8 protein-coding genes are annotated in these 13,678 nt (G+C 31.5%); 3 read left to right on the top strand and 5 right to left on the bottom strand.

Features of this window, described 5'->3' with window-relative positions:
• Window positions 1-44: 44 nt before the first annotated feature.
• On the bottom strand, window positions 45-1,670 hold the full coding sequence (locus IM532_RS07625; RefSeq protein ID WP_194182857.1) for a glycoside hydrolase family 10 protein: 1,626 nt from the start codon (window positions 1,668-1,670) through the stop codon (window positions 45-47).
• A gap of 138 nt (window positions 1,671-1,808) precedes the next feature.
• Window positions 1,809-3,128 carry a solute carrier family 23 protein gene (locus IM532_RS07620; RefSeq protein ID WP_194182856.1) on the bottom strand — a complete coding sequence of 440 codons (1,320 nt, stop codon included), beginning with the start codon at window positions 3,126-3,128 and terminating at the stop codon, window positions 1,809-1,811.
• Between the two features lie 118 nt (window positions 3,129-3,246).
• Between IM532_RS07620 and IM532_RS07615 the strand changes: the two genes are divergently transcribed.
• On the top strand, window positions 3,247-4,503 hold the full coding sequence (locus IM532_RS07615; protein ID WP_194182855.1) for a DUF3472 domain-containing protein: 1,257 nt from the start codon (window positions 3,247-3,249) through the stop codon (window positions 4,501-4,503).
• Between the two features lie 34 nt (window positions 4,504-4,537).
• Here the strand turns inward: IM532_RS07615 and IM532_RS07610 are convergent, their stop codons facing one another.
• Window positions 4,538-5,554 (bottom strand): PTS transporter subunit IIC, encoded by a 1,017-nt coding sequence (locus IM532_RS07610; protein ID WP_194182854.1) that lies wholly within the window; start codon window positions 5,552-5,554, stop codon window positions 4,538-4,540.
• Between the two features lie 104 nt (window positions 5,555-5,658).
• On the opposite strand from IM532_RS07610, the gene IM532_RS07605 reads away from it, so the two are divergent.
• Complete coding sequence (locus tag IM532_RS07605) at window positions 5,659-6,912, top strand: PQQ-dependent sugar dehydrogenase (RefSeq protein WP_228063687.1); 1,254 nt, start codon at window positions 5,659-5,661, stop codon at window positions 6,910-6,912.
• A gap of 58 nt (window positions 6,913-6,970) precedes the next feature.
• Window positions 6,971-9,010 carry a TonB-dependent receptor gene (locus tag IM532_RS07600; protein WP_194182853.1) on the top strand — a complete coding sequence of 680 codons (2,040 nt, stop codon included), beginning with the start codon at window positions 6,971-6,973 and terminating at the stop codon, window positions 9,008-9,010.
• Window positions 9,011-9,041: 31 nt separating this feature from the next.
• Here IM532_RS07600 and IM532_RS07595 read toward each other — a convergent pair whose 3' ends face one another.
• Together IM532_RS07595 and IM532_RS07590 are read right to left on the bottom strand one after the other, a co-directional pair.
• Window positions 9,042-9,419: a GreA/GreB family elongation factor gene (locus IM532_RS07595; protein WP_194182852.1), complete on the bottom strand. Its 378-nt coding sequence runs from the start codon at window positions 9,417-9,419 to the stop codon at window positions 9,042-9,044.
• Between the two features lie 419 nt (window positions 9,420-9,838).
• The gene (locus IM532_RS07590; protein ID WP_194182851.1) at window positions 9,839-13,300 is read right to left on the bottom strand and encodes a methylmalonyl-CoA mutase family protein; all 3,462 of its coding nucleotides are present in this window, start codon (window positions 13,298-13,300) and stop codon (window positions 9,839-9,841) included.
• Window positions 13,301-13,678 lie beyond the last annotated feature (378 nt).

The following is a 13,678-nucleotide window of genomic DNA, read 5'->3' as shown; positions in this document are numbered from 1 at the left end:
ATAAAAAAACCGAGATTAATCTCGGTTTTTTTATTGAAATAGGTCTAGTTAATTTTCTGTGCGACGTAATCACTTTCATTCCCTAATCTATCTACACTTTTTAATGCAACTGCATTTAAAGTTTTACCATTTTTCTGTTTATGCACCGTTTGATATGTAGTAGTCGGATTTAAAAAAGTTGTTTCCCAGTTATCATTGTATCTTGTAAATAAAACCCATTGCGAAACATTGTTTAACTTAGATTCTTTCCAATTAATTACAACATCTTGAGGTTGATTTGTAATTAAAAGTTTTGGTTTTTCAAGTTTATCAGCTTTTATCCAATTCATAGTCGGAATTAATGCTTTGTTTTTATAAGGTCCATTTTTTAGAGAATTTAGCATTGATGGATTTTTAGTTAATCCTGCAATACTCCAATGTATAGTTCCTATATTATTTTGCAATATATCACCTGATACTTTTACTTGGTTAATAATTTCAGAAGTTCGGTCAGTTGCTTTTACCTCAACTGTATTTAAACCTGGCCATAAATGACGATTATGCGTATTTTCTGATTTCCACCATTCTAATAATTTCGGAAAACTTTGCCCTTTAGATTCAATTGGCCAATATAATTGAGGTGAAAAATAATCAACCCATCCCTTGTTTAGCCATAGTTTCGCATCTGCGTATAGTTCATCGTACTGAGAAGATCCTGTGATACCTGCTGGATAACCAGGTTTCCAAATTCCGAAAGGACTAATTCCAAATTTTACAAAAGGCTTTTCTTGTTTAATTTCTTTATAAATACGTTCTATAATTGTATTTACATTCTCTCGACGCCAATCTGCTCTAGATAAATGTCCTCCTTTAGCTTTATATTCATTCCACGTAGTATTATCAGGAAAATCTGCACCTCCATTATAAGAGGCATATGGATAAAAATAATCATCAAAATGTACCCCATCTATATCGTATCTCTTTACAATATCTTTGACAACATTAGATACGTGATTTTGAGTATTCTTGTCAGCTGGATCAAACCAATACATTCCATTTTTTAACCTTACAATATTTTCAGGTGTTTGCTTAACTATAGATTCACTCGTCACAGCTCCCCCACTCGAATGATGCGCACGATATGGATTTAACCATACATGCAATTCTAAACCTCTTTTATGAGATTCTTCTACCCAAAATTCTAAAGGATCATAAAAAGGATAAGGACTTTTTCCTATTTCTCCAGTTAAGAAATATGACCAAGGTTCAAAATTACTTTTATACAATGCATCTCCTGATGGGCGAACTTGAAAAATAACAGCATTAAAATTATTTGCTTCTAGCATATCCAATAATTTTATGGCTTCTTCTTTTTGCTGCTCAGTCGTTAAATTACGTTTAGAAGGCCAGTTGATATTTGCTACTGTAGCAACCCAAGCTGCTCTAAACTCACGATTGATATCAGGAAGAGTTACTTTGAAAATTTCTTCTTTTGGTTTAGCTATTTCTGGCTTAACAACAGTTGTTTGATTATTCCCTTTAGGAATAGTCGTCGTAGTCGATGGTTTTGTTGTAGGTTTTGTTACTTTTTTATATACCACTTTTTTCGACGAATTATTCGTTGAACAAGCCGTAAATGATAGAGAAACAACACCTAACAAGGCAAAGATTGTTTTAAAATTTAATCTCATATAGAGTAAATTCAAGATTTATAATAAGTTACTAAAATATAAAATATCATTACATAAGCTTTACATTTATGAATCTTTAAAATAAAAATTTGAAATATGAATCATTTGAAGATAATCAATTTCAAAAACCTTTAATATTTATTCTTCTTTAAACATTTCATTAAAATTAATAAATTCTCTTCCAGGTAGTACTAAATTTAAAACTACACCTACAATAGATGCTAAAGCCATTCCTTCTAAAGAAAACATATTTCCTATATGTATTGCAGCACCACCAATACCAATAACTAAAATAACAGATGAAATTATTAAATTTCTTTTTATTTTGAAATCAACATTATTTTCCACTAACATTCGTAATCCACTTGAAGCTATAATTCCAAATAAAAGGATTGATACTCCACCCATAACTGGTGTCGGAATTGTACTAAGTAGGGCGGATATTTTTCCACAAAAACCAAATAAAATTGCGAAACAAGCAGCACCTAAAAATACATAAATACTAAATGCTCTAGTAATTGCCAATACTCCTATGTTTTCTCCATAAGTAGTATTTGGCGGTCCACCGATCAAAGAAGCGAGCATCGTAGCTATACCATCGCCTAACATTGAGCGATCTAAACCAGGGTCTTTTATTAAATCTTTATTGATCACTTTACTTAATACTAATTGATGACCTATATGCTCAGCAATTGGTACTATTGCTACAGGAACCATTAAAAAAATAACATACCACGATAAAGTAGGTGTATAATCTAAAAAAGGAACTGTAAAATCTGGTATTTCGAACCACTTAGCTTTAATAACGGGTTCTAAATCTACAATACCCATAATTATTGAGAAAACGTAACCTCCGATTATACCAACTAATATAGGAACAACACTTAAAAAACCACGACTAAAAATTGCTGCTATAATTGTTATCAGTAAAGTAAAAAAACCAACTATTACGAAATTCAAATCATATTCCCCATTTGAGTTATTCGTTACCATGCTGACAGCTGTGGTAGCCAGACCTAAACCAATCACCATTATAACTGGGCCCACAACAATTGGTGGTAATAATTTCATGAGCCAATTAGTTCCTGCTTTAGATATTATTAGAGCAACTAGTGCATAGACTAATCCTATTACAAAACTTCCTACCAAAAAACTTCCCATTTCTAGAGAGCTATTGGGATCTGCCTCTAAAGCTTTTAATGCGATAATAGGATTAATAAAGGCAAATGATGAACCTAAGTATGAAGGTACTTTTCCTCGTGTAATTAAAATAAATGCAAGAGTCCCTAGACCACTTGATATTAAAGCAATAGAAGGATTCATTCCGGTGAGAGCAGGAACTAAAACAGTAGCTCCAAACATTGCAAATAAATGTTGTATACTCAATAAAATTCCTTGCCCTAACGTTGGTTTCTCATTAATGGCAAGGACTATATTTTTGTCATTTTCCTGACTCATTTAAAAAAAATTTTTTTTTATGTATTCTTGCAAAATTACTTTAAAAACATTTATTTTCTCTTATTAAAAAATATATAAATCAATAATTAAATATAAATTTAGATAATTAAACACAGATATGAATAAAACGATTTACCTAACTACAATATGTAGTCTATTACTCACAATTAGTGAAATTAATGCACAAGACTATACAAGTTATAGCATTCCATTTACTGGTAATGGATTTGAAATTAATCCATCTATAAAAAGTTTGACTAGTCAAAAAGAAGATATTTCTCTTGATAATAAAAAAATTAAAAGACTATACTTCAAATTATTAGGAAGTGGAAATATTGATATTAAATTAAAAGGTAATACAAAATTTAAGACTGAATTAGAAGTTGAATTTAATAAAACCCATAAAACAATAGTATGGGAAGAAAATAATACACTTTTAAATTTAGGCTCATATACAGTTACAAAACCTGGATACTATTACGTAGAATTAAAAACAAAAAACAAGAATATAGCTTTTGATGATATAATTATTTCTGGAGCAGCAACAGATAAAGGAATAGTTTATAGCAATAATCCTGAGTATTTTTATTGGGCAAGGCGCGGTCCATCTTGTCACTTATCTTATGAAATTCCTACCGAAAAAAACGTGTCATATTATTACAGCGAAATTGTTGTGCCAAAAGGTCAAGACCAAATAGGTTCTTATTTTATGGCAAATGGTTTTGCAGAAGGATATTTTGGAATGCAAGTTAATTCTAGTACAGAAAGGCGTATTTTATTTTCTGTTTGGAGTCCATTTGTCACAGATGATCCTAAAAGTATTCCAGAAGAAGATAAAATTAAACTACTACGAAAAGGGGAAGATGTGTATACTGGCGAATTTGGCAACGAAGGCTCAGGAGGACAAAGTTTTTTACGTTATAATTGGAAAGCAAACGATACATATCGATTTTTATTAAAAGGTGAACCTGATAGAAATGGAAACACAATTTATTCAGCTTGGTTTTACATACCGGAAACTTCTAAATGGAAACTAATTGCGAGTTTTAAACGTCCAAAAACAGATACTTATTTAAAACGATTTCATTCATTTTTAGAGAATTTTGACCCTAATCAAGGTTATTTTACTAGAAAAGCTCAATATAACAACCAATGGGTGTACGATGGTCAATGGAAAAAAGTAACATCAGCAAAATTTACAGTAGATGCAACCTATAAAGCGAATCAACGCGTTGATGCTACTGGAGGAACTACTCGTGCAGGTTATTTCTTAAAAATGGGAGGTTTTTTTAACGAAATAACGCAGCCAAATACTTTATTCCAATTCAATTCTGAAAATATTCCTCCACAAATTGATCTTAATTCTTTACCATAATTTTAAAATAAAGGTTGAAAAATTTCAACCTTTATTAGTTTATCTTCATATCTCCATCTTTTATCCAATTCCATTTTTTTAAGATGATATAAAATAGAAAAGAAAGCAAAGCAGGCAACAAAAATTGTAATCCGATTATTGTTATTAAAATATATGTAGATGAAAAAGAGGATTTCATAGCATTAAAGGTTCCAATCTGTCCCACAAAACCACAAGTTCCCATTCCAGATTCTAAAGAAGAATTTGTCATTTGAAAAAATATAATTGCAATAGGTCCAATAACACCAGCTGCCAAAGTTGGTGGAATCCAAATTTTCCAATTTTTATAAATATTAGGCATCTGAACCATACTAGTTCCCAATCCTTGGGCTAACAACCCTCCGATCCCATTATCTTTAAAACTAATTGTTGCAAATCCTATCATTTGTGCGCAACAGCCAATAGTAGCAGCTCCAGCAGCCAATCCGTCTAATTCTAACATGAGGCACAATGCAGCAGATGAAATAGGAAGTGTCAAAACCAATCCTATTACAATTGCAATAATAATACTCATAACAAAAGGATTAGATTCAGTAGCAATCATAATAATTTCACCAATCCATTTCATTATTTGCATAACGCTAGGCCCAATAATTTGAGCTACACCAACACCTACTAAAACTGTTATAATTGGAGTTAAAATAATATCGACTCTGGTTTCACCAGCAACCAATTTTCCAATTTCTACTGCGAAAATAGTCGACAGAAAAACTCCCAAAGGTCCACCAATTTGATATGCTGATATACCCACAATAGTACTTGAAAACATTACTAACTGGGGCGCTTTTAGACTAAATGCAATGGCTAAAGCAATAGCTGGACCAGTTGCTTGATTGGCTAAAGGCCATACAATATTCTTTAAAAATGAGATATCTAGCTCATCACCAATAGTTTTAAGAATCGTACCTACTAATAATGTTGCAAATAAAGCGTAAGCCATTGCTCCCATGGCATCTATAAAATATCGCTTCGGAGTAATTTCTATATTTTTTTTAAGTAAAAATTCTTTCATTTATAATTTTTTACAATCGTATAATATAATACACAAAAATATCAATATAGCATTATTCTCTTCACTTATTTTAGGGAATTATATTTTAAAATAAAAATAGTAAATTGGAAGTTAAATTACATCCCATGAAAAATATTGCAACTTTAACACTTTCAGTGGCTTTTTTATTCTCTTGTACAAATAATTCAAAATCAACAACTGAGAAAGATAGTACAATAAATGATAGTATAGCCAAAGAAACAGAAGCAGCTAATACAGAGTACAAACCTGCATTTGATGGTCAAACTAGAGCAAATTACATTAAAACAAAATCAGCTTACGAAGTTTTAGTGGTAAATGAAAGTCTAGGTTTACCTTGGGCCATTGTTAATCTTCCTGACGGAAAATTATTAATGACTGAGAAATCCGGATATATGATGATTGTTGATTTACAAAAACCTTACGAAATTAAAAAAGTTACAGGCTTACCTAAAGTTAATCAATATAATCAAGGTGGATTATTAGATGTTATTTTAGATCCTAATTTTGATTCTAATCGTACAATTTATTGGACTTTCTCAGAACCTGCTACAGATGGTAGTAAAAATGATCAGACGTCAATAGCCAAAGGAAAACTCTCCTTAGATGAAACCAAAGTGGAAAATGTACAGATTATTTACAGAACATTCCCCTCACACGATAGTGGATTACATTACGGAAGCCGTTTAGTATTTGATAAAGAAGGATATTTATATGCTTCATTTGGGGAAAGATCAGATGATGAAATGCGAAAATATGCTCAAGATTTGAAATCTCCATTAGGGAAAATTATTAAAATAACTACGGATGGAAAGGCTGCACCAGGAAATCCATTTATGGATAACAAAGATGCTTTACCTGAGATATATAGTTTAGGACATCGTAGTCCACAGAGTTTAGCTTTTAACGACAAAGGAGAACTTTGGGAAGTAGAACATGGACCTCGTGGTGGAGATGAACTAAATTTAATACAACCAGGAAAAAATTACGGATGGCCAACTATTACTTATGGTATTGAATATGCTGGTGGAAAAATTTCAGACGGAGCGACTAAGCACCAAGGATTAGAGCAACCAAATTACTATTGGGATCCAGTTATTGCACCTAGTGGAGCAGAATTCTATACCGGAAGTATTGAGGAATGGAAAGGAAATCTATTCGTTGGCGGAATGATAAAACAGGCTTTAGTACGTCTTGTAATAGAAGGTAATAAAGTGGTAGGTGAAGAACATATTTTATTAGATCAAAAAGATAGAATTCGTGATATGGTTACAGGAAAAGATGGACATTTATATGCAGTTGGTGATAATGGAAAACTATATCGCATAGCTAAAAAATAATATCTAAAAGTGGTAATTATTAATTGCCACTTTTTTTGAAACAATACCTTTAATTGCCATGAAAATTCATCAAAATTTATTCATCTATTTACCAATTCTTTTTTTTAGTCAAAACTCTAAAGCTCAAAATAATGATAGTATCCAACAATTAAACGAGGTTGTTATTGAGTCTTTCCAGCGAAAAACTTTGCAGTTTGAGTCAACTACATCAGTTAATCAGATAAACTCAGATTTATTGAAATTAAATCACCCAGAACGATTGTTAGAGAGTTTTAATTTTATTCCAGGAACTAAAATGGAAGAACGTTCTCCTGGAAGTTTTCGCTTATCGTTGAGAGGAAGTACAATTAGATCACCATTTGGCGTTCGAAATGTAAAAATATATTTTGATGATTTCTTATTAACAGATGCTACAGGTAATGCTTATCTTAATCTGATTGAGCCACAATTTATAAAAAACATTGATATAATGAAAGGTCCACAAGGCGGAGAATATGGATCAGAAACTGGTGGTATAGTTTTACTTCAATCCAATCAAAATAATAATATTAAAGCGAATGTAGGAACGGGTAGTTTTGGCCAATTTAATGAAAGTATTCAAGTTGGTAAGCGATTAGGAAAACATGGGTTACAAATAGGTCAAAGTCATTATCAATCCAATGGATATCGGGATCAATCAAAGATTAAAAGATCATCATTATTTTTAAAAGATCAATGGAAATATTCTCCATCAAACGAAATTAATCTCATGTTGCTCTATACAGCCATGGATTATGAGACACCAGGTGGACTTACTTTGGAACAAATGAACAATAATCGAAAACAATCTCGCTTATCAACTCCAACTTTGCCTAGTGCAAAAGATCAAAAAACTGGGATTATAAATAAAACTTTACTCGCAGGAATTAATCACATTTTGAATATAAATGAACATTGGAAACAATTTACGCTTATCCAAACCAGCTATACAGATTTTCAAAATCCATTTATTTCAAATTTTGAAAAACGGAAGGAAAATAATATTCAAGGACGATCTTATATAGATTATAAAAATCAAATAAATGATGTCACATTAAATACAAGAATTGGCACTGAAATTGGTTATAATTCGACAGAATTTCAAAATTATGATAACAATTTAGGTGAAAAAGGTAATCCTCAAAAATTTGATAATTTACAAACTTTGAATGGATCTTTTTATGCTAGCCAACACATTAATTTTACAAATAAATGGTTTGTAGACGCGTCATTAAGCTTATATACAACAAAATATAATTGGGAGACAATATTTCCAGATTTTGAAGAAGGTAAACGTAAATTTAAAAATCAGTGGCTACCTCAGCTTGGGATTAACTATATCTTAACCCCTACATTTTCTGTTCGTGGAAAAATCGCTAAAGGAATATCATCGCCAACGACAGAAGAAGTGCGATCATCTAATCAAAAAATTCAAAATAATTTGAACGCAGAACATGGGTGGAATAAAGAAATTGGACTACGAAAAAAGTTTAATCAATGGACTATAGAACTAAGTGCTTTTAATTATCGCCTGAAAGAAGCCATTGTAAAAAGGCAAGATGATGCTGGAAATGATTATTTTATAAACGCTGGAGGAACTATGCAAAATGGTATTGAATGGAGCATAGAATCCAAAAAATTCACCTTCAATCATGCTATTTTTAATGGTTTAAACTTTGTATTGAATGGACATGTGTATGATTTTAAGTACAAAGATTATCAAGTAGGAAGTACCAATTATTCAAATCATAATATTCCAGGGATTTCTAAATTTTCCATTCAATCTTATATTGGATTCGATTTTTTAAATAATTATAAATTTAATTATACTAATTATTATAACTCAAGTTTATATCTTAATGATGCAAATACTGTGAAAGAAAAAGACTATATCATTGGAAATATGTTAGTTGAATATAATTATAATTTAAATGGAAAAAAATTGAATTTATATTTAGGCATTAATAATTTATACAATTCTAAATATAGTTCTGGGTATGATTTAAATGCATTTGGAAATCGATTTTATAATCCTGCAGCAACGATTAATTATACAATTGGATCAAAATTTATTCTATAAAAAAAACCTGCAATGTTGCAGGTTTTTTAATTTATGATAATGGTTCCGAACCAACTATTTGATACTTTCTTACTCCATCTGCCATTGGCCAGTCAATAGTTTCTCCAACTCTTTTGCCTAAAATTGCCAATCCTAAATCTGATAAAATAGAATATTTTTGTTTTTTATAATTTGCTTTATTTGGTGATACTAATAAACCATCAAATTCCTTATTTTCAGTTAATTCTTTCACCTTTATTTTTGTGTTTACCGTTACAATATCTGACGGCAAATCTCTTCTTAAAACTTGTTTCGCACTTTTTAGTTGTGCCAATAAAATCGCTTCTTGTTCCTTGGTTACTTTTTTTCTTCTTAAATGATCTTTTAATAAATCATAAATTCCTGTTGTTAAAATTACATTTGTTGACATTGATACTTAGTTTTTTTGAAAATTCATTCCGTGAGAAGATTTCGCGATAGATCCAAACAAAATACAATAAAGTATTCTGCAAAAATCAATTCACAAAACGAAAAGTTTATTATTAAATTAAAAAAATGTGAAGTTTCCCTATTTCGGATCGTAACAGGGACTAATTAATAAACTCTTTAGAGCTTCTTAAAAAAGTATCGTCATGCAGATAAGCTAATGATAACATAAGCACTGGAAGACCATACTTTTTGTAGTTAATGTTAAAAGTTATCATAGTTTATATTCTTGAAGGGCAAACATAATAAACATAAATGAGTAAACCAATACGAAAGGGAAATTATAATGATATAATAAATTCGCTGTATAAAAAATGCCTTCAAAAATTGAAGGCATCTTTATTGTATTTTTAAGTGATATAATTACATATTTCTGCGGTACTGACCACCTACTTCAAACAATGCGGAAGTGATTTGTCCTAACGAGCACACTTTAGAAGCATCCATTAAAACTTCGAAAATATTTTTATTGCTTATAGCAGCTGTTTGTACTGCATCTAACGCTTTTGCAACTGCATCTTCATTTCGCGCATTTAAACTTTCTTTTGTTTTAATTTGGAACTGTTTTTCCTCTTCGGTTGCACGAATTACTTCTGCTGGAATTACAGTTTTAGAACCCGTTGAAGACAAGAATGTGTTTACTCCAATAATTGGGAAATCACCATTGTGTTTCAATGTTTCGTAATATAACGATTCTTCCTGAATCTTAGAACGTTGATACATTGTTTCCATTGCACCAAGAACTCCACCACGTTCTGTAATTCTGTCGAATTCTGCTAATACAGCTTCCTCAACTAAATCTGTCAATTCTTCAATAATAAACGAACCTTGAATTGGGTTTTCATTTTTCGCTAAACCTAATTCTTTGTTTATGATTAACTGAATTGCCATTGCTCTACGAACCGATTCTTCCGTTGGTGTAGTAATCGCTTCGTCGTAAGCGTTTGTATGTAACGAATTACAGTTATCGTAAATCGCATACAATGCTTGTAATGTGGTACGTATATCATTAAAATCAATTTCTTGTGCGTGTAAAGAACGTCCTGATGTTTGAATGTGGTATTTCAACATTTGAGCTCTTTCATTAGCTCCATATTTATTTTTCAAAGCTTTAGCCCAGATTCTTCTAGCTACACGACCGATTACTGAATATTCTGGATCTATTCCGTTTGAGAAGAAGAATGATAAATTTGGACCAAATGCATTGATATCCATTCCACGAGATAAGTAGTACTCTACATACGTAAATCCGTTGGCTAAAGTGAATGCTAACTGAGTTACCGGATTAGCTCCTGCTTCGGCAATATGATAACCTGAAATTGATACAGAATAAAAATTACGTACATTTTCTTTGATAAAATATTCTTGCACATCTCCCATCAAACGCAAAGCAAACTCTGTTGAGAAAATACAAGTATTTTGTGCTTGATCTTCTTTTAAGATATCCGCTTGCACCGTACCACGAACTTGTGCTAATGTATTTTTCTTAATTTCTGCATATACATCGGCTGGTAATACTTGATCTCCTGTAACACCCAACAACATCAATCCTAAGCCATCGTTTCCTTCAGGAAGTTCACCATTGTAAAATGGACGTTCAACTCCTTTTGATTTATAAATCGATACAATTTTAGCTTCAACTTCTGCTTCCAATCCATTCTCTTTGATGTATTTTTCACAGTTTTGATCAATTGCTGCATTCATAAAAAATCCTAACAACATTGGTGCTGGGCCATTAATAGTCATCGATACCGATGTCATGGCATGTGATAAATCAAACCCAGAATATAATTTTTTAGCATCATCTAAACAACAAATTGATACTCCTGCATTACCGATTTTTCCGTATATATCAGGACGATAACCTGGATCGTTACCATATAAAGTTACCGAGTCAAACGCTGTAGATAAACGCTTAGCTGGCATTCCTTTTGAAACGTAGTGGAAACGTCGGTTAGTTCTTTCCGGGCCACCTTCTCCAGCAAACATACGCGTTGGGTCTTCACCTTCGCGTTTGAATGGATATAATCCTGAAGTGAATGGGAATTCCCCAGGAACGTTTTCTTGTAAAACCCAACGTAAAATATCTCCCCAAGCTTCGTATTTAGGTAAAGCTATTTTAGGAATTTGTAAGTGTGATAATGATTCAGAATGCGTTTGGATTTTGATTTCCTTGTCACGTACTTTGAAAGAATACACAGGATTTTTATATCTATTGACCTTTTCATCCCAAGTTGTAATTACTTCCCAGTTAAAAGGATCTAAATTCATTTTTAATTTATCAAACTCAGCTAATAATAATTTCACTAAATCTGCATTATCTAAACCTGTAATTTCAATACCAAATTTTGTAATAGTTGGTACTTTTCCAGAAAGAGTTTCAATGGTTTTAAAGAAACCATATAATTTTTGAGCAACTTCTTTTTGAGCATTTGCTCTAGCATCATATCCACGGTTATTTTCTGCAATCTCTGATAAATAACGTGTTCTTGCAGGAGGAATTACGAAAATCTTTTCCGACATTTCTTTTGTAATCTCGAAATTAGACTTTAGATCAGCTCCAGTTTTTTCAACAATTTTATCCATGATTGATTTGTACAATTGATTCGTTCCTGGATCATTAAATTGAGAAGCAATTGTACCAAATACAGGCATTTCATCTGGATTTACATCCCATAAATTATGGTTGCGTTGATATTGTTTTTTTACATCGCGCAAAGCATCTAAAGCACCACGCTTATCAAATTTATTAATTGCTACAATGTCAGCAAAATCTAACATATCAATTTTTTCTAATTGCGTCGCTGCACCAAATTCTGGAGTCATGATATACAATGAAGCATCAGAATGATCTAAAATCTCTGTATCGGATTGTCCAATACCTGAGGTTTCTAAAATTATTAAATCGTATTGTGCTGCTTTCAAAACTTGAATTGCCTCCTCAACATATTTAGATAAAGCCAAGTTCGATTGACGCGTAGCCAATGAACGCATATAAACACGTGGATCATTAATAGAATTCATTCTAATACGATCACCTAAAAGTGCTCCACCTGTTTTCTTTTTAGATGGATCTACTGAAACTAACGCTATAGTTTTTTCAGGGAAATCGATTAAAAATCTACGAACCAACTCATCTACCATCGATGATTTTCCAGCTCCACCAGTTCCGGTAATACCTAAAACAGGTGCATTTTTATTTTCAACTTTATTAAAATCGAATAATTTCAAGAAGTCTTTTTCTCTATTTTCTGCCAAGGAAATTAGTCGAGCTATCGTCGTAACATCTTTATCTTTTAAGGATTGATATACATTTTTTCCTACGGGAAGTTCTAATTCTGGTGTAGGGAAATCTGATTTCATCACTTTATCATTAATCATACCTTGTAATCCCATAGCTCGTCCATCATCAGGAGAATATAATCTAGTAATACCGTATTCCATCAAATCTTTGATTTCCTCTGGTAGAATTACTCCACCTCCACCACCGAAGATTTTGATATGACCAGCACCTTTTTCTTGCAGCAAATCATACATGTATTTAAAATATTCGTTATGTCCGCCTTGGTAAGAACTTACAGCAATTGCATTAGCATCTTCTTGTATTGCTGTATTTACTACATCTTCTACCGATTTATCATGTCCTAAATGAATTACTTCACAACCTGTAGATTGTATGATACGACGCATTATATTAATGGCTGCATCGTGACCATCGAATAAGGCAGCTGCTGTAACAATACGAACTTTATTTTTTGGCTGGTAAACTTCTTGTACAGGATGTACAAAGCTTTCTTTTTTCTCTTCTTGAGCTATTTGAGACATCTTTTTGCTTGTTTTGATTTATACGAATATAAACATTTTGATAATTAATAAAAACTATATTTATTAATTAAATAAGGCTTAAAAGAAAAATAAAATGTATTGGATTTAGGTTATACCAAAAACCACGCATTCAACTTCCGGACATTGGGACGTTAGTACATTAGTACAGCACTTAGATAAATTTTAAACAATTAAAATGGCTAAATAATCACCTTTTTTAAAAATATAATCAACAGATTTTATCAAAAATTTCCTATTACATAATGTACACTTATATATTTTGATTGAAAATAAAGTAGAAATTAAGAGAATAAATATACATCCTAAGACATAGAAAAAAGGCTATACTAAAAGTGTTCTTACTGAATTATTACAATG

The organism is Faecalibacter rhinopitheci (genome assembly GCF_015234135.1).
Taxonomy (GTDB): domain Bacteria; phylum Bacteroidota; class Bacteroidia; order Flavobacteriales; family Weeksellaceae; genus Empedobacter; species Empedobacter rhinopitheci.
This window is presented reverse-complemented; position numbering and strand designations above follow the sequence as displayed.

Excerpts from the sequence above, each read along its gene's own strand:
- IM532_RS07625 (WP_194182857.1), bottom strand. The coding sequence starts at position 1,670 with ATGAGATTAAATTTTAAAACAATCTTTGCCTTGTTAGGTGTTGTTTCT.
- IM532_RS07620 (WP_194182856.1), bottom strand. The coding sequence starts at position 3,128 with ATGAGTCAGGAAAATGACAAAAATATAGTCCTTGCCATTAATGAGAAA.
- IM532_RS07615 (WP_194182855.1), top strand. The coding sequence starts at position 3,247 with ATGAATAAAACGATTTACCTAACTACAATATGTAGTCTATTACTCACA.
- IM532_RS07610 (WP_194182854.1), bottom strand. The coding sequence starts at position 5,554 with ATGAAAGAATTTTTACTTAAAAAAAATATAGAAATTACTCCGAAGCGA.
- IM532_RS07600 (WP_194182853.1), top strand. The coding sequence starts at position 6,971 with ATGAAAATTCATCAAAATTTATTCATCTATTTACCAATTCTTTTTTTT.
- IM532_RS07595 (WP_194182852.1), bottom strand. The coding sequence starts at position 9,419 with ATGTCAACAAATGTAATTTTAACAACAGGAATTTATGATTTATTAAAA.
- IM532_RS07590 (WP_194182851.1), bottom strand. The coding sequence starts at position 13,300 with ATGTCTCAAATAGCTCAAGAAGAGAAAAAAGAAAGCTTTGTACATCCT.